Source organism: Haloarcula sp. NS06 (assembly GCF_051122755.1).
Classification (GTDB): Archaea; Halobacteriota; Halobacteria; order Halobacteriales; family Haloarculaceae; genus Haloarcula.
The window spans coordinates 2,875,062-2,891,383 of record NZ_CP184844.1 but is presented as its reverse complement, the minus strand read 5'-3'; the positions used below and the strand labels follow the sequence as shown (position 1 = coordinate 2,891,383).

The window sequence follows — 16,322 nt, the reverse complement described above, 5'->3', positions numbered from 1 at the left end:
GGCGACCACTCGCTCAGTCCGACCATTCCTCGTACAGCCCGCGGCCGACGACACCGAGGCCGACGAGCGTTATGAGGTTGAGGAGGAAGCCGCCGACGACTGGAATCGCGAAGGGAACGGCCAGTAACAGCCCCCCGGCGACGCCGTCTGTTGCGCTAACGGTGCCGTCATCGCCGATAACCGAATTCCCGACCCAAACAGCAGTAATGCCGGTGCCGACGATACTGAGGATGCCGATGAGAAGCAGTCCGGGGATCGATATCAGCGCGCCGATAATCGTCAGCGTGAGTAGTACCAGCCCGATGGGGACCAGAATGCCGACGAGAATCCCCCAGCCGATTGCGTCGCCGAGGTTGTCTTGAATCTCCCGCACGGCGTTCGTCGTGTACTCCGGGCCGATAGCGGCTGCTGCGGCGCCCAACACCGAGATCATGACGAACCCGACACCGAAACGCAGGACGATATTGAAGCCCGGGCCCGCACTCCCACCCGGGGCTGTAGGCTGTGCTGTTGCGACCCCGGCGAGTCCGAGTACGGCGAGCAGACTCCCGAGGCTACTGACGGCTTGCTTGGAGGGCATAGTAGCGTCTTTCCGGTTTCATCTGCGGTTGTAAACCTCTTCTGTATGTTTGCTATCTGTCATCGCAGCCGGCGACTCTACGTTTGGTTCCAGTTTGAATCGCGATAGTATTCGCACAAGCCGGGACAAAGTATCCGATCTGGTCGGACTGTCTTGCCGGCGAAGCCGTTCACATCCAGCGCCGACATCGAGCGGGAGACGTATCTTTTTGCGGTCTTGGACCTAACTGAGCAGTGTGGACGTGACCGTGTACGGGTCGCTCCGTGCGGCGACAGGGGCGAAGACAGTCGAAATTACAGTCGATGGCGACACTGTTGGAGCCGTGATTACGGCCTTCGTCGACGCGTATCCGCGTGCGAAGTCACAGTTAGTCGATGCGAACGGCGAACTCCGACCGAGTGTGCGGGTGATGGTCGACGGGGACAACGCCTCCCACGACCAGCGGGTCCCGTCCGGCGCGGCGGTCGAACTCTTTCCGGCGATGCGAGGTGGGTGAACGCCACCAGCCGCTGTCCAACTACAGGTCGTACTGTTCGCGGACGGTTCCGGCGAGCCCCTGTTCTTCGAGGAGATCCATCGGCGCGAGCATCGAGAGCTGGACGACGCCGGGTAGTCGCGCGATTTCGACGCCGCCGGTGAACGTACAGCGTGCCCGGACCTCACCCTCTGACATACCGAAGAGCGTTCCAGCCCGTGCGAATGCGTTCTCGGTGGCGTCATTGATAGTCGCGCCGGACCCGATGATCTGGAGCGGCGCTGCATCGACGACGTCATCGACATGATGATCGGAAGCGAGGGCCTCGCCCGCTTCTCGCTCGGCGTCCGTGTATGGCTTGGCGATATCCGGCAGGTCCGACTCGTTCGGAAGCAGGAGTGGGCCATCGATGTCGAGGTCCTTGATGACGCTGACTTCGAGTTCGGTACGGCCGCTCACGTCGGTCGTATGAAGCGAGAGTTCGCCGTCACCCTGGTTGGCGTGCAGGTCCCCAACGTAGAGGCCCGCGCCGTCTATCTCGACGGGACAGATGAGCGTCGCGCCGGGGCGGACATCGTTCGAGTCCAGGTGGCCATCCGTGCGGGCCGCAAGCGCCGCTTCGTCGGCGAGGCCCCAGTCGTGGTCGGCACCGATGAGGAACTGGCCGAAGTCACCGGCGTTATGTGAATCGGGGAACTCGACCGACGGCGTCGTCCCGATGTTCCCGATGAACGGTCGGAGGTGCCCGAGCGTGCCGGGAATCTCGTCGGGCTTGTACAGCAAAATTGGGTGTTGCCGGGAGTGGTCGGGCAGTGCCATCGCCTCGTCGGCGCGCTCCGCGAGGTCCGCCGCACCGTCGGGGCCGACCGTGAGCCCCACCGAGCGGTCCTCATCGAACGCCACGGTATACCCGAACTCGAAGCCAAAGGACGAGGCATTGGCTCCACACTCCGCACAGCGAATCGCGTCTTCGCCGGTCCCCTCGACGACGCTGTCGGGCCATTCGGTGCCACACTCCGGGCATCGATGGTCGACGAACGGGTCGCTCCCGAAGGCGTCCTCCCGTTCGGCCATGCTGCCCGTACTCGTCGCAATACTCGTCACCTCAACATCCTTGATACGGACAACGAGTGCGTCGCCGGGTTCGGCGTTCTCGACCCGGATCGGTCGCGTCACCTCGTGGCCGCCGCGGAACTCGGGGGTGACCATCGGTCCCCAGCACGCAGGGGGCGTGTGGGTGCGAACGGTCCCGCCGTCGGCCACTGTGCCGGCCCATTCCTGGTCCGGTCCGACGAGTCCAAGCGTAAACCGGTCGACATCGAGTTCCTGCTGGATTTGCTCTGACATACATTCTCAAACACGGTCTATACGAGAATAAATCATGGTGTGGGTACGAGTGGCTCCAGCGTCGTCTCTATCCTTGGAAGTGTCCCGTGCCGTCAATTCAACTCTGATGGGTCGGTGACATCAGACGGATCGGTCTGCTGGGCAGAACAAAAATACAGGAACGAGAAAAATTATCCTTCTAACTGTAGTTATGTTATATACCCGCATTTATTGATAAAGGTACACCGGTTCCTAAAGTAGCAGTGATACTTATTGATATTGGACACTTCTTGATAGTCAATGTCACCCGAGGACCAGTACCAGGGTGGGCTTTACCGACCAAACAGGCGAGACTTGTTGCACGTACTCGGCGTGGGCGGGGCCACGGCGCTTGCAGGCTGTGACGGGTTGATTGGCGGGGGCGCAGAACAGACTGACCGTGAGGTCGATGGCGATAGCGGCGGCACAGCCACGGCCGACGCGGCTGAAAATCCGAGTTCGCGGACAGTCTCGGGTGCGTACACGTCCGTCGCCGGGTCTGACGCGAACTCGTTGAACTGGTTGTACGTCAACGACACGGCATCCGGCGCGTACATCGACCTTACGCTGGACAGTGCTTGGGCGGTCGACAACGACCAGAACGTCTTCCCGCTGTGGGCCGAGCCATCGACAGAGGACGGACAGACCTACCGGATCACGCTCCGGGACAATCTCCAGTGGGGCGGTGGCTACGGGCAGATGACTGCCGAGGACTGGGTATATATGATCACGAACGTCTTCCAGGGCGAAGACAACTGGGCGGGGTACACGAACGCCGGTGACTGGTTTCGGCAGGGCGCACCGATTCCGGTTGAGCAGGTGGACACGCTCACCTTCGAGATCAGGCTCCCAGAAGTCGATCCAACGTTCCCGCTCAAGCCGATTATGTGGGGCCAATTGTGCCTCCCGAAGGGCATCTTAGAGAAGTACGTTCCAGATAAGGATGCGGAGGGGCTCCGACAGGACGAGGAGATTAACACGCTCCAGTACACCGGCAATCTGGGGCCGTACACGTACGAGGAGTGGGAACGAGAGTCCCAGTACGTCACTGTGCGAAACGATGACTACTATCTCCGCAACGTCGACGAGTTGGGCGAGGAATGGGACAACGTTCCGTATTTCGAATCATACACGGTCCAGGTAATTCCCGAAGAATCCTCGCGACTCAACGCGCTCCGGAACGGTGAGGTGACGATTGCCGGCATCCCACCGCGAAGCGCACAGGAGTTCCAGGAGAACGAAAATATCGACGTGTACGTGCAGCCACAGCCCTTCGTCCAGGCGTTGAAGTACAACATGCGCGCGAACGGCTGGGAGCTGTTCCGAGAGATTCCGGTGCGACAGGCGTTCGTCTGTGCCGTCGACAAGACGACCCTCGCGGAGAACCTCTATCGGGGCTTCGCGGAACCGGCCTACACGATGCAGCCGCGGTTCTCGAAGTGGTATGCCGAGGAGGAGATCCAAGAGTACACGTTCGGGACTGGCGATCTCCAGGGCTCGGGGCCGGCGCGAACGCGGATGGAGCAGGGCATCGAGGGGACCGAATACGAGTACGACGGGGAGATGCTCCTCAACCCGGACGGCGACCCCGTTACGCTGTCGCTGTACGCCAGTTCGGCCAGCAACACGAACCAGACCCTGGCGGAACTGGTCGGCCAGCAGATCGAGTCCAATCTGGGGATCAGTATCCAGATCGAGACGATCCCTGGGAACACGTTTCAGCAACAGTACGCGTCGAACTCTCCGCCAGAGGGCGAAGACGCTCCGTGGAGTTCCGGAACGTTCAACGGCGGACCTCGGGACACCTCCGTCAGCCAGGAACCGTGGGATATGTCGGTCGTACTGGGGTTCAACACGTATCCCAGAACACCGAGTTCGAGCGTGACGTTCTTCCGGGAGCGAGGGAACGCCAACTACGCGGGCTACGTACCAGAATCGAATATCCCGGAACTGTATGCGGAGGCGTCCCGAACCGTCGACGAGGCCGAGCGCCAGGAGCTGTTCGGCCAGGTATTCCAGCAGATTGCACGGGAGCAGCCGTTCGGGTTTCTGCTGATGGAGTCCGATATCACCGGGGCACAGGACCCTCTCGTCGGGCCGAGCGATACCTTCGCCAGTGGGTGGGACTACCAGCGGTACTACTTCGATAGATGAGGTGGTACGTCGTCCGCCGGTTGCTCTGGGCGGTCGTTGCGACGTTTATTATCCTCTCGATCACCTGGGCGCTGCTGCTGGTGACTCAGGAACAGACGCTCGCCTCAATCCAGTTTCAGGCGGCTGTCTCGGGCGGTGACGCGGAGGCTGCACGGGAAGCCTACGAACAGCGGCGTGGGTTAGACCGACCGCTCTGGCGACAGTACGTCGACTACATGACGAACATGGCGACGTTCAATTGGGGGTACAGCACGTCCCGGGGCCAGCCAGTGACCGCGGCCATCATGGACGCACTACCGTACACGGTCATGTACTCGGTTCCTTGGAGTGTGTTGACCGTTGTGTTCGGGCTGTCAGTCGGGCTGTACTCGGCAACCCACCAGTACTCGAAGTTCGACTATGCGGCGACGTTCGTCGCGTTTTTCGGCTATGCCATCCCGAACTTCTGGTTCGGGATCATCCTGCTGGTCATCTTCGGTGTCCATCTTGACCTCGTCCCTATCGTGTTCGACCCAGATGTCCCCGTATTCAGTCTGGCCAACGCCAAACAGCTCGTTTTGCCTGTGTTCGTCCTCACAACGGGCTCGATTGCCAGTCTCGCGCGCTACTCCCGCGCGGAGGCGCTGGAGTACGTTCAAGCAACGTTCACGAAGACGGCGAAGGCCAAAGGTGCCTCAGAGCGACGGATACTGCTCAGACATGTCTTCCGGCCGGCCGCTGTCCCGCTGTCGACGATTCTCGTAGCCGACCTGCTGGGGCTGTTCATCGCCAGTTCGTATCTCGTCGAAGTGGTGTTTGGCATCCCCGGGCTCGGGCAGTTGAGCTTCCGTGCGATACAGAACCAGGACACGCCGCTCGTGCTCGCAACGACGCTGATCGGCGTGTTCATCGCTATCGTCGGCAACCTGCTCCAGGACATCGCGTATACCGTTCTCGACCCCCGAATCGATTACGGTGATCGCTGATGAGTTCGGATACGCCCCGCCGACGGTTCGAGGACATTGACTGGGACGCCGACCGGGGGGTCGGACTCTCCCGGCAAACGACCGGGTTCCTCCTGTCGCTGCTCTTTCTCGCGGCCCTGTTCCTCTACGATTACTTCCGTCCGTCACCACTGTTCAAGCCGAACCCCATATTCCGAAATGGCTGGGACATCACCCAGCTGGACTGGCTGTTCACGCTGTCGCTGCTGCTGTTTGGCTTCTATATTCTCGTCCCGCTGTGGACGAATCGGCGGATGGCTGCCCACTACTGGCGGGAGTTCCGGAAGAATCGCGCCGCTGTCGTCAGCCTCGGCTATCTGGTGGTCCTGTTCACGATCGGTCTGTTCGGCCCACTGCTCGTCGGGAAACCCTCGGTCGAACTGATACAGAGCTACCAGCCGCCGGTCGGCGTGGCCGTCGACAGCTCGGTCCCGTTGCAGTGTGCCGGTCGGGTGGCAAACGGTCAGTGCTACGGGAGTTGGGCGTTTCCCCTCGGAACGACCGGTGAGGGCAAGGACATCCTCGCGCTGGTCGTCCTTGGGATGCGGGTCTCCATCCGCATCGGCCTGATCACGTCGTTTCTCATCATCAGTATCGGTGCAACCGTCGGGACCGTGGCCGCTTACCTCGGCGGCTTGGTCGACGAGGCACTCATGCGCTACGTTGACATCCAGCAAGTGTTTCCGTCGTTCCTGCTGTACATCCTTCTCATCTATCTCTTCGGCGGGAGTCTGCTGATGTTCATTCTCGTGTTTGGGCTGCTCAGCTGGGGCGGCACCGCGCGACTGGTTCGGAGTGCAGCGCTCCAGCGCTCGGAAGATGAGTACGTCGAAGTGGCTCGCTGCGCCGGCGCGGACGCGAAACACGTCATCCGCCGACACATCCTCCCGAACGTCTCTGGGACGGTCATCACGAATCTGACGCTGTTGATTCCGGGACTTATCCTGTTCGAAGCCGGCTTGGCCTTTCTCTCCCTTGGTGACCCCACGATCCCCTCCTGGGGACAGACCATCGCAGCCGGCCGGTCCGACCTCGGGTCGGCGTGGTGGGTTTCGACGATTCCCGGCGTCTTTCTCTTTCTCACCATTCTGGCGTTCAATTTCGTGGGCGATGCGCTGCGGGACGCCCTCGACCCGCGCTCGGGGAGGAACACATGAGCGACCAGCGCCAGGCCCCAGCGAGTCCATCACGTAACGCCCCACTCCTGTCTGTGCAGGACCTCACCGTCGAGTTCGAGACGGACGCGGGCCGGCTTCGAGCCGTCGACGGCGTCTCCTTCGACATTGACCGGGGTGAGACGGTCTGCATCGTCGGCGAGAGCGGGAGCGGCAAGACGGTGACGGCGGAGACGCTGACCCGGCTGATTCCGATGCCGCCCGGCCGAATCGTCGACGGGTCGGTTACGTTCGACGGCCGCGATTTAGTGACGCTCTCGAAGCGGGAGTTGCGGGAGGTCCGGGGGAACCGAATCGCACACGTGTTCCAGAACCCGCAGGACGCCCTCAACCACTGTTACACGGTCGGGTGGCAGGTGCGCGAAGCGATTCAGCTACACGAAGATGTCAGCAAAGCCGAGGCCAAAGAGCGCGCGGTGACGCTGCTTGACCAAGTAGATATCCCCGACGCGTCAAGTCATTACGATGCCTACCCCCACGAACTATCCGGTGGGATGAAACAGCGGGTCGCCGTCGCGATGGCACTCGCGGCGAATCCGGACCTCTTGATCGCTGACGAACCGACGACCGCGCTGGATGTGACTATCCAAGCCCAGTTGCTAGACATCCTCAAGGGGCTTCAATCGGAATTGGGGATGTCGATACTGCTCATCACGCACGACCTAGGCGTCGTCGCCGAGGTAGCCGACCGGGTCGTCGTGCTGTACGCGGGGGCTGTCATGGAACGCGGGAGCGTCTACGACGTGTTTGAGTCGCCGGCCCACCCGTACACGCAAGCCCTGTTCGATTGTCTCCCCGGGCGCGGCACTAAACTTGACACAATTCCGGGCACGCTTCCCGACCTTCACGACGTATCGGCTGGCTGTCGGTTCGCCGACCGCTGCGCGTACGCCCGAGACGCCTGTGTCACCGGCGACCAGCCGCCTCTGTACGACCTCGGCGACGGCCAAGCGGCGTCCTGTATCCACTACGGCCCGAACGGCGACCCAGCCGTAGTGGAGAACGGACACAAAGGTGAGCGCACCGATGAGTGAGTCCCCGCTGCTGGCGATCGAAGGCCTCTGCAAACACTTCCCGATCACCGAGGGAATCCTCAAACGGGAGGTCGGCCGGGTCAAAGCCGTCGATGGCATCGACCTGACGGTCGACCACGGGGAGACGGTCGGTATCGTCGGCGAATCAGGCTGTGGGAAATCGACAGCCGCCAGGGCGCTGTTGCAGTTGGTCGAGCCGACCGCCGGGTCGATCCGGTTCGACGGCCAGGAGGTAACGGCGTTCGACGACGACGACCTCAAAGCCTTCCGGCGGAAGGCGCAGATGATCTTCCAGGACCCCAGCGCCAGCTTCGACCCGCGGATGTCCATCGGGGATTCGGTCGCAGAACCGCTCGTCATCCACGGTGTGACGGACCGGGAGCTACGGCGCGAAGTGGTGTCGGACCTGCTGGAACGGGTGGGCCTCTCCGCGGATGACATCGACAGGTACCCCCACGAGTTCTCCGGGGGACAGAAACAGCGAATCGCCCTGGCTCGGTCGCTCGTGTTGAACCCGGACCTGCTGATCGCCGACGAACCGACGAGCGCACTGGATGTCTCTGTTCAGTCCGACATCCTCGCCCTACTCCAGGACTTGCAGTCGGAGTTCGACCTCAGTGTCATCGTCATCAGCCACGACATGAGTGTGATCCGGGAAATCTGCGACCGTATCGCGGTGATGTACCTCGGCGAGATCGTCGAGACGGCGCCGACCGAGCGGTTGTTCGAAGCACCCTGCCACCCCTACACCGAAGTGCTCGTCTCGTCGATACCGACACTCGACCCACGAGCGCGTGGCGACCGTATCATCCTCTCCGGTGATCTCCCGTCGGCGGCGAATCCACCAAGTGGTTGCCGCTTCCACACGCGGTGTCCGAAAGTCATTCCGCCCGAAGCGTACGATTTCGAACAGTCCGCTTGGCGGGCAGTGCTTGATTTCAGACACCGACTCAACGAGGAGGGGATCGACCACGAAACCGTCCGGGAGTTCGTCGCCGCCGAGACTGGTGCCGCAGTCGAGGAAGTCACAGACAGCCAGACCCGACGGGCGATACGCGATGAGTTCGACATGCCCGAGACGCTCGCCGATAGCCGGGCTGACCGGGTTGTCGAAGACGCACTCGACCTCGTACTTGATGGCGAGGCCGACCGCGCACACGAACTCCTCGTTGAGGCGTTTCCGACAGTGTGTGCTCGGGAAAAACCGCGAACAGTAGCCGTCGCGGATGGACACCGCGCTGCCTGTCATTTAGTCGAGACTGATGGCCAGCAGCAGTCTAAGTAAGAGTCAGCCACCACAGAGGACTGACCTATCCGTCGGGCGGAAGCACAGTGGGCTGCTACAGAATGACACTGACTCTGGGCCAGGGAATACAGCAATGATGACAGAAAGCCAAAACGACACTGCAGGATGATCGTAAGCATTCACCAGTACGAATTGGCTGACTCGGCAAGCTCCGCTGATTTTTGCGACGCAGTTACGGAAGCAGTTGACGAGAATCTCTTCGATGACATACCCGGACTGGTCGACTACCGGATCGGGCGTGGCATCAAGGGAAGCCGCACAGATCAGTTCGCAGCAGTCTGGGTGTACGAGAGCAAGGCCAGCTGGGAGGCTGTCTGGGGCCCTGTTGATGAGCCGGTGCCGAAGTCGGCGTATCCGGATGCGTGGCTCCGCTGGGAAGATGAACTACTCGACCCGGTTCTTGCGGACGACCCGGACACGATTGAGTATACCTCGTATGAAGTTCTCGCGCAAAACCATGACTAATCGACGGTGAGATAACGACTGGGCCGAACCCCGCTACAAACCCGCTCAATCAAGCATCCCGATCCGATCCGCGGTAAAGCCGAACACGTCCTCGTAGCCGTAGGCTGAGAGCAACACCGGGTGGAAGGGCTCCTCCGCAACAACGGTTTCGTCGTCGGCTGCTGCGACAGGGTCGCCCTCGGGGACCGGCTCGAAGTTCCGGACGAACACTTCGTACTGGTCGGCTGCTGCCTTCGGAATCGGCTCGCCGAGCTGGAACACTGGCAGTGATGTCTCTCGGTGCGGCGGTGACTCGGCGGTAACGCCGGTGGCGGCGAGGAACTCTCGGATGACCTGCGCTGCGTTCTCAGCGGCTTCCGCGGAGCCCTGATATCCGCACTCGACCTCGAGAACGGAGTCCACTGTCGCAATCATTCGCCCCTTGTTTGCACCTTTCGTCTGTACAACGGCGTCTACGGAAAGGACACTGCAGAGGTCCTCCATCTCTGGTGTGAGCTCGTCGACAAGGGCGAACATCCCATCGTAGGACTGCGTGGAGTGCAACGAAAGCACAGTGCAATCACGGAGCTCAGACGTGATGGTCGCGGCTAACCGTGTCTCGCGGGACTCACTGTCGGTGTCACCAGGGAACGAGCGGTTGAGGTCCGTATCGAGATACCGCTTGTTCGCGTCAAGGGCGGCTTCGTTTGCGATAATAAATTTGACAGGGCGCTCAACCTCTGGCGGGTCGGCAAGGATGGCTTCGATGCCGTCCCTGCCGCACGGTTCGTCGCCGTGGATGCTCCCCACGACGGCCACTTCTGGAACCCCGTCTCCCAGTTGCTCGATTCGCATCTACACGTGATAACGCGCCCAGCCTTTAGAATTGTCCGGATTCAGTCAGTGTTCGAGCGACTCCGCGAACTCGATATCCTCCGGGCGGCACGTCGGGTACTCGCCATCGAGACGGATCTGCCAGCCGTGTAGTGCCGACGGGTCCGATAGTGCGTTTGTTACCGTCGTCCGAACATCTAGCAGGTCGACGCCGTAGTAATCGTTGGGGACGCCACGGAAGTACTGCAGTGACGTGCGAAACAGCGACCGCATCCCGTCGTCGTCCTCGAAGTCGAAGTGCTTGTACGCGCCGGCAGCGACTTGCACCATCCCGTGGAGGAACTTGCTCTCCGTGTTCCCGCGGCCGTAGTTGTACCATTCGTCCTCAAAACAGTCGTGTGATTCGTGGAACTCGTCAGAGTTGTACAGGCGGACGCCGTGGACCACGGCCCGTCTGAGCGTCTCGTGTTCCCACTGACCGTCACTTCGCCACCCCGATGGGTTCCCGTCGGGAGCCTCGACGGTCGGGTCGCGCGTGTGGTCGTCCATGCCTACGCTACTGGTTCATGGTGGGTCAAACCACCGGTTCTGTCAGCTATGATTGCCATTGAAACCCAATCTACCCCCGAGCGCACGATCGCGGTGAGGTCTAGTGTATTCGGTTCAAGCATTGCCATGTGCCTGGCCGGTCCCGAGTCGCTTCCGTACGACATTTATACCGTACTACCATGTATCTGAATGCAATACGCGTGCGAGGGTAGCCAAGCCAGGAAACGGCGGCGGACTCAAGATCCGCTCCCGTAGGGGTCCAAGGGTTCAAATCCCTTCCCTCGCATCGTATAGGGGCCGCACAACGCGGCGCCGAAAGATGCACACGGAAGAGTTTGAATGAGAGCAGGGGCGGTTGCCCGCCTCCGCGTAGTTCAAATCCCTTCCATCGCACTGTTGGACCGACACGGTCCCTCGCAAACAGTGAGCGGCCGTCGTCACGGTCGCGAGTCCGCCGCCGTCCCCGGTGGTGACTCGCGGAGAAGACGAAGCCGATCGGTGCTGGAAGACTCGCACGGAGCGATCTTCCCTCGCAATTCTCCGACCCAATATACCAGAGACGTATCTTCCCGATGCGGTTCTCCGTGTTCTCTCCCACTGTGGTCTCGTCCCGACTGGATTCTGAGGGGAGTCTCCCATGCCACAATCCGTCCGAAAACGGGCCGATGTCATGCTTTCGGGTATTTCATGCGAGTCAGGTGGAATTGCAGCGCCGCGTGCCTGACAGCCCTCAGTAACTAGCCTATGGCACCTGCCCGATGAAGCGAACTCTCTACTGAATTGTACCAGATTAGTTCAGTAATTACAGTTCTAAACACAGGCTACAGTCACTGGGCTATTATATAGACTGTTTTAGTATCGGTTAATTACCACCTTATTTGCTAGTATCCATCAAAAAGAAATAACTAAAAGAAAACAATCAATTCCACTCTAGTTTGTGCGCTATGTGCGTCTAGAGGCTCTCTGGAGTCACTCAAATAGTGTCACTGCACAAGAAATATATCACAGGCTTCAGTACTGTTTTGGTAATGGTAAAAACACCAATAGTAAAACCGACTGTCATCCTCGTGATGGCAGTCACGCTGGTACTCACTGGTCCGTTATCAGTGACGTCCACTGTCGGAGCAACCCCCGTTGCCGAGAGCCAGTCGGTCTCGGTGACTGAAAACGTCGACGTGTGGGAGCGGTCCCCGCTCACGCTTCGAACGACGTCAGAAGGGCCGACTACGATAGTGGCACCTCGGACGTTCATCAACGTCGAATCAGCTGCGACTGGCGACTTACCGCTCAACAAGCGGACGCTGACAGTCCATGAGCGCAACGAGTCGATAAATATGTCCTTCGAGCCAAGGATCGGTGCCGGGACGAGGGCACTTGCCGGCGACGAAGCGCAACTACTGGCTGTCAAGTTAGATGAAGCACCGACCACCGAAGGCGCAAACACGAGCGACATTTCGGGCTCACTCGGAGACATCTTCGCAAACAATTCGAATCTCACGTCAGCGGAACTACTCGATGATGCAGATAGCGTTGGAGCGATAAGTGACGAGGGTGAACTAAACGCGTCCTACACTCCTGAATCGGGCGGTGTATACGCCTTCGTCTTGGTGACTGTCGATAGCGGCGAAGAGGGGCTGTCGGTATCCGACGGAAACGTGTCGGTTAACGGGAAAGTTACTGTTGTCGGTGTCGAGCAGGCGCTTGTGCAGGACAACGCTTCGACCGTCAAGCCGACGCAAAACCCGGTCAATCCCGGTGATAACGTCACGCTAGACGTTGCAACAGAGATGGCGGACGAAAACGTCACGCACGCAGTAATGCTGGTAAGACAGGGTGAACTCCAGCGGCAGTCAAGTACGGTGACGGTGTCCGGCAAGCTAAACGAGAGCTTCAGTCAGGACCAGATCACTGTCGAAAATTCCTTTGACAGCGTCAGCGGTGTTGCGACAGTCGGCGACAACACCGGTATCGCAGGTCTCAATCTCTCCGAAAACCAGTCGATACCTGCAATCGGGGTACAGGGTATATTCGGCACCGTGGTTTCCGAAGCTGAAGCGGATGCCGACGGCGACGTTATCCACGCCTCTGCAACGGTCGTCAGCGCTGACTCTGACGGCAACGTAACGGTCCAGACGCTGGATTCCTGGCCAAACGGCGCGTATCAGTACGTCCACGTCGCGGTCGGCACTGAGTCCGGGACGGTCAACTCGGATACTGGCACGGTGGCACTGAGTCCGGGCGGCGGCCCTGACAACGGCGGCGGTCCCCCAGATAACGCTGGCGGACCGAACAACACTGCGGAGGACGACGAAGACGAGGCAGAATAACTGCTCTGGCGGACTTCACGGGGCCGGCCCACAGAATAAGTCACCCATTTTATCACCGACCGTTACTGATCCTGACCGATCCCACGGATATGTCGTCCAACTGACCCTACATCCAGGTATATTGTCAATTAGATAGCGCCGACCAGTCGCTATTCTGTACAGTTCTCACCGATGCGAATAGGGTAACCGTACCGAGACAGGATTCAGGATTCGCCCTGTAAAATCCCGCAACAGTATCTACGTGTTTTGAAACCTTCATATGACACTGTGTAGCGCTGAGTGTCACTGCATAAGAATTATACCGTATCCCTCCGAAAAAATTCAGTAATGTATAAAACACCAAGAGGAAAACACACTGTAATTTGTGCGATTGCAGTGCTGCTGGTGTTAGCCGCTCCCTTGTCGGTAACGTCGGCAGCGGCAACGCCAGTGGATGACGGACAAACGACGGCAGTGACGGAAAACGTGGATGTCTGGGAGCGGTCACTGCTCCCACTTCGGACGTCTTCTACCGGCCCAACGACGATAGCAGCGCCAGAGACGTACATCAACATCGAGTCTGCACAGACCGGTGACGTTCCCCTCAACAGGGATGAGTACACGATTCACGAGACAGACGAAGCAGTTGATCTTACGTTTGAATCAACTACCGGGGCTGGAACCACGGGACTCGCCGGCGACGAGGCGCAACTGCTTGCTGTCAGACTCTCTGAAGGCCCAGAGTCGGCTGGGTTTAGCGAAGGAAGCGTCAGAACCGATCTGAGCTCAGTATCTTTACGAACGATTCCAACGCCAACTCGGTCGAACTGTTAGACGACGCGGACGGGGTCGGTTCGCTAGATGAAAATGGTGAGCTCGAAACCTCGTACACACCTGACTCGGGTGGTGCCTACGGCTTCATTCTGGTCACCGTCGATGACGGACAAGGACTGTCGGTTTCGGACAACAACGTTTCGGCCGATGGAAACGTGACCGTTGTCGGCGTTGAACAGACGCTGGTTCAGGAAAGCGCGTCTACGGTCGAGGCGACCGCCGACAATGTCTCCACCGGGGATAACGTCTCGCTCGATATCGAGACCGGACTGGAAGACGACTCTGTCACGCACGCCGTGTTGTTGTTCGATGAGGACGAACTGCAGGGCCAGACGAGCACCGTTCGGGTGACTGGTGACATCAATGAGGATTTCTCCGAAGATCAAGTCACGGTCGAGAACTCCTTTGAGGGCGTCAACGGCGTTTCGTCGGCCAGTGATGGCGCTACCCTCACCGGTGGGGACTCGACAGCCGCGGGGACGATGCCGTCCGCGGGGCTGATCGGCCTGTTCGGATTCGTTCTCTCCGAAGCATCGCCGGATTCGACTGGTGATAATATGATGCACGCCTCGGCGACAACGGTATCCGATACCTCCGATACCACCATCGATGTCGAAACGCTCGACTCCTGGTCGAACGGGACGTACACGTACGTGCACGTCGCTGTTGGCGAAGACTCAAACGAGATCAGTTCCTCCACAGGAACGGTCACACTGTCACAGTCGGACGACGATAACGACGACAGTGATAACAACACTGGCGGCGGCGATGATGGCAGTGACAGCAACGACGGAAATGACGACAACGACGACAACAATAACAACGGAAGCGACGACAACGACGACAACAATAACAACGGAAGCGACGACAACGACGATAACAACAACAACGGAAGCGACGACAACGACGATAACAACAACAACAACAACGGAAGCGACGACAACGACGATAACAACAACAACAACAACGGAAGCGACGACAGCGACAACAACAATAGCGGTGATGACGACTCCGATAACGAGAGTACCGAAGAAGACACAGCGGACGAAACTACGACTGACACCGACACCGACGACGGCACCGAGACTGGAGGCGGAGCGGAACCAACGGAAGCAGCTACGACCGCAGGTGGTGGGGCACAGCAACCCGACGATACGGACACAGCCGGAACGGAGGGCACGGTCGAAACCACGAGTTCGAGTGGCCCCGGGTTCACCGTCCTCGTCGCGGTGCTAGCACTGCTAGGCGCTGGATTCCTGGCACGACGCGACTAACGAACGCGCCAGTTTACACAGCGGTTTCGGTTCTTCTCCGATGCGATTTCCTTCTCCGCTGCATGCCCATTCGAAGTCTACGGTTCTCGAATAACTGAACTATCATGTACCAGCGGTTGCAGATTCAATGTTGCTGAAAGGGGTAATTTTATATTATTTACAGATAACATGACAGTGTAAGGTACATACAATGGGGGACTACGCAAAACCATCTCGTGCGGCGAAGATCAAGTGTATCAAGTGCAACTCACCGGTCGTGGTCACCGTTGATGAAGAGTACGTCTGTGTCAACTGCGGCGAAGCGCCGATAGAATCCACAGCCCCAGTCTGAGACCGTCGTTTTAGTTTTAGTCCGTGGACACCAGTGCTGGGAACAGCAACGACTCTATCTGACTGCTAACCTGATGTCCGCCGCTGGAGAGTTGTCACTTCAGCTTACAACGACCGGTGAGCAAAGCGTTAGCGCGGTGGGATTTCCACTGATATCCGTTCGTCTTTCCGGTACACCGTCACGAAACTGTAGCTGACGGCCAGTCCGAAGACGATCAGGGGACAGCGAGCGAGAGCAGACCGTCGGGCGAATGCGCTGCAAACGACGGCGTTCTATCGGGGTTTGCCGCAACCACCGGCCAGAACAGGTTCGGGAAGAAGTAGTAATCCGTCCCGAGTCGCACAATCGGATAGAAGTCGCCGGCGATGTGTGAGAGATAGCCGGCAGAAAACACCATTGCGTACCGCCCGTAGCTACGGCGGGCAGCCAGCAGTACAACGACGGTGAGGACGGGGAGCGAGATGACCAGCGAGTGGGCTAGCATACGCCCACTCGGAAGAAGAGCAAACGTCCACGCGAGCGGCTTGTCGATTACGTCCGGAAGTTGTGTCGCGACAAGCAGGAGCAGTACCATCGGCCCGGACGGGAGGCGATGCCACCGAGCCACCGTATACGCCGTCAGCGGGACGGCTGCGAGGAGGAAGTGGCCTGCGGGGTACACCGTGAAGCGAATGGGCC

At 59.5% G+C, this 16,322-nt stretch carries 14 protein-coding genes, 1 tRNA gene and 1 pseudogene; 11 read left to right on the top strand and 5 right to left on the bottom strand.

From position 1 onward, the window contains the following. Positions 1–13: 13 nt before the first annotated feature. Complete coding sequence (locus tag ACODNH_RS18770; protein WP_434530791.1) at positions 14–580, bottom strand: hypothetical protein; 567 nt, start codon at positions 578–580, stop codon at positions 14–16. Between the two features lie 235 nt (positions 581–815). On the opposite strand from ACODNH_RS18770, the gene ACODNH_RS18765 reads away from it, so the two are divergent. After that, positions 816–1,076, top strand: a complete 261-nt coding sequence (locus tag ACODNH_RS18765) for a ubiquitin-like small modifier protein 1 (protein ID WP_434530790.1) — start codon at positions 816–818, stop codon at positions 1,074–1,076. Between the two features lie 21 nt (positions 1,077–1,097). Here ACODNH_RS18765 and ACODNH_RS18760 read toward each other — a convergent pair whose 3' ends face one another. Continuing rightward, positions 1,098–2,402, bottom strand: coding sequence for an acetamidase/formamidase family protein (locus ACODNH_RS18760; protein ID WP_434530789.1), 1,305 nt, complete (start codon positions 2,400–2,402; stop codon positions 1,098–1,100). 279 nt (positions 2,403–2,681) lie between these two features. On the opposite strand from ACODNH_RS18760, the gene ACODNH_RS18755 reads away from it, so the two are divergent. The 6 genes from ACODNH_RS18755 to ACODNH_RS18730 all read left to right on the top strand — a co-directional run bounded on the left by ACODNH_RS18755 (position 2,682) and on the right by ACODNH_RS18730 (position 9,537). Continuing rightward, complete coding sequence (locus ACODNH_RS18755; RefSeq protein ID WP_434530788.1) at positions 2,682–4,574, top strand: ABC transporter substrate-binding protein; 1,893 nt, start codon at positions 2,682–2,684, stop codon at positions 4,572–4,574. Then, a complete protein-coding gene (locus tag ACODNH_RS18750) occupies positions 4,571–5,539 on the top strand; it encodes an ABC transporter permease (RefSeq protein WP_434530787.1) in 969 nt (322 codons plus the stop codon). Before ACODNH_RS18755 ends, ACODNH_RS18750 begins: the two co-directional genes overlap by 4 nt. Next, positions 5,539–6,714, top strand: a complete 1,176-nt coding sequence (locus tag ACODNH_RS18745; RefSeq protein WP_434530786.1) for an ABC transporter permease — start codon at positions 5,539–5,541, stop codon at positions 6,712–6,714. Before ACODNH_RS18750 ends, ACODNH_RS18745 begins: the two co-directional genes overlap by 1 nt. Then, a complete protein-coding gene (locus ACODNH_RS18740; RefSeq protein ID WP_434530785.1) occupies positions 6,711–7,766 on the top strand; it encodes an ABC transporter ATP-binding protein in 1,056 nt (351 codons plus the stop codon). The genes ACODNH_RS18745 and ACODNH_RS18740 overlap by 4 nt, the downstream gene beginning before the upstream one ends. Then, positions 7,759–9,051 (top strand): ABC transporter ATP-binding protein, encoded by a 1,293-nt coding sequence (locus ACODNH_RS18735; RefSeq protein ID WP_434530784.1) that lies wholly within the window; start codon positions 7,759–7,761, stop codon positions 9,049–9,051. Before ACODNH_RS18740 ends, ACODNH_RS18735 begins: the two co-directional genes overlap by 8 nt. A 126-nt stretch (positions 9,052–9,177) precedes the next feature. Next, on the top strand, positions 9,178–9,537 hold the full coding sequence (locus ACODNH_RS18730; RefSeq protein ID WP_434530783.1) for a hypothetical protein: 360 nt from the start codon (positions 9,178–9,180) through the stop codon (positions 9,535–9,537). Positions 9,538–9,582: 45 nt separating this feature from the next. Here ACODNH_RS18730 and ACODNH_RS18725 read toward each other — a convergent pair whose 3' ends face one another. Together ACODNH_RS18725 and ACODNH_RS18720 are read right to left on the bottom strand one after the other, a co-directional pair. Next, on the bottom strand, positions 9,583–10,371 hold the full coding sequence (locus ACODNH_RS18725) for a succinylglutamate desuccinylase (protein WP_434530782.1): 789 nt from the start codon (positions 10,369–10,371) through the stop codon (positions 9,583–9,585). Positions 10,372–10,416: 45 nt separating this feature from the next. Next, positions 10,417–10,899, bottom strand: a complete 483-nt coding sequence (locus ACODNH_RS18720) for a DUF309 domain-containing protein (RefSeq protein WP_306706954.1) — start codon at positions 10,897–10,899, stop codon at positions 10,417–10,419. 202 nt (positions 10,900–11,101) lie between these two features. Between ACODNH_RS18720 and ACODNH_RS18715 the strand changes: the two genes are divergently transcribed. The 4 genes and pseudogenes from ACODNH_RS18715 (at position 11,102) to ACODNH_RS18700 (ending at position 15,644) form a co-directional block, all read left to right on the top strand. After that, positions 11,102–11,185 (top strand) — tRNA-Leu (locus ACODNH_RS18715). Between the two features lie 784 nt (positions 11,186–11,969). Further along, positions 11,970–13,226: a PGF-CTERM sorting domain-containing protein gene (locus ACODNH_RS18710; RefSeq protein ID WP_434531452.1), complete on the top strand. Its 1,257-nt coding sequence runs from the start codon at positions 11,970–11,972 to the stop codon at positions 13,224–13,226. A 327-nt stretch (positions 13,227–13,553) separates the two neighbouring features. After that, positions 13,554–15,313, top strand: a pseudogene (locus ACODNH_RS18705) (PGF-CTERM sorting domain-containing protein). A 190-nt stretch (positions 15,314–15,503) separates the two neighbouring features. Next, positions 15,504–15,644: a hypothetical protein gene (locus ACODNH_RS18700; protein WP_306706949.1), complete on the top strand. Its 141-nt coding sequence runs from the start codon at positions 15,504–15,506 to the stop codon at positions 15,642–15,644. 214 nt (positions 15,645–15,858) lie between these two features. Here the strand turns inward: ACODNH_RS18700 and ACODNH_RS18695 are convergent, their stop codons facing one another. Further along, complete coding sequence (locus ACODNH_RS18695; protein ID WP_434530781.1) at positions 15,859–16,305, bottom strand: metal-dependent hydrolase; 447 nt, start codon at positions 16,303–16,305, stop codon at positions 15,859–15,861. Positions 16,306–16,322 lie beyond the last annotated feature (17 nt).

Excerpts from the sequence above, each read along its gene's own strand:
- ACODNH_RS18770 (WP_434530791.1), bottom strand. The coding sequence starts at position 580 with ATGCCCTCCAAGCAAGCCGTCAGTAGCCTCGGGAGTCTGCTCGCCGTA.
- ACODNH_RS18760 (WP_434530789.1), bottom strand. The coding sequence starts at position 2,402 with ATGTCAGAGCAAATCCAGCAGGAACTCGATGTCGACCGGTTTACGCTT.
- ACODNH_RS18755 (WP_434530788.1), top strand. The coding sequence starts at position 2,682 with ATGTCACCCGAGGACCAGTACCAGGGTGGGCTTTACCGACCAAACAGG.
- ACODNH_RS18750 (WP_434530787.1), top strand. The coding sequence starts at position 4,571 with ATGAGGTGGTACGTCGTCCGCCGGTTGCTCTGGGCGGTCGTTGCGACG.
- ACODNH_RS18745 (WP_434530786.1), top strand. The coding sequence starts at position 5,539 with ATGAGTTCGGATACGCCCCGCCGACGGTTCGAGGACATTGACTGGGAC.
- ACODNH_RS18740 (WP_434530785.1), top strand. The coding sequence starts at position 6,711 with ATGAGCGACCAGCGCCAGGCCCCAGCGAGTCCATCACGTAACGCCCCA.
- ACODNH_RS18735 (WP_434530784.1), top strand. The coding sequence starts at position 7,759 with ATGAGTGAGTCCCCGCTGCTGGCGATCGAAGGCCTCTGCAAACACTTC.
- ACODNH_RS18730 (WP_434530783.1), top strand. The coding sequence starts at position 9,178 with ATGATCGTAAGCATTCACCAGTACGAATTGGCTGACTCGGCAAGCTCC.
- ACODNH_RS18725 (WP_434530782.1), bottom strand. The coding sequence starts at position 10,371 with ATGCGAATCGAGCAACTGGGAGACGGGGTTCCAGAAGTGGCCGTCGTG.
- ACODNH_RS18720 (WP_306706954.1), bottom strand. The coding sequence starts at position 10,899 with ATGGACGACCACACGCGCGACCCGACCGTCGAGGCTCCCGACGGGAAC.
- ACODNH_RS18710 (WP_434531452.1), top strand. The coding sequence starts at position 11,970 with ATGGCAGTCACGCTGGTACTCACTGGTCCGTTATCAGTGACGTCCACT.
- ACODNH_RS18700 (WP_306706949.1), top strand. The coding sequence starts at position 15,504 with ATGGGGGACTACGCAAAACCATCTCGTGCGGCGAAGATCAAGTGTATC.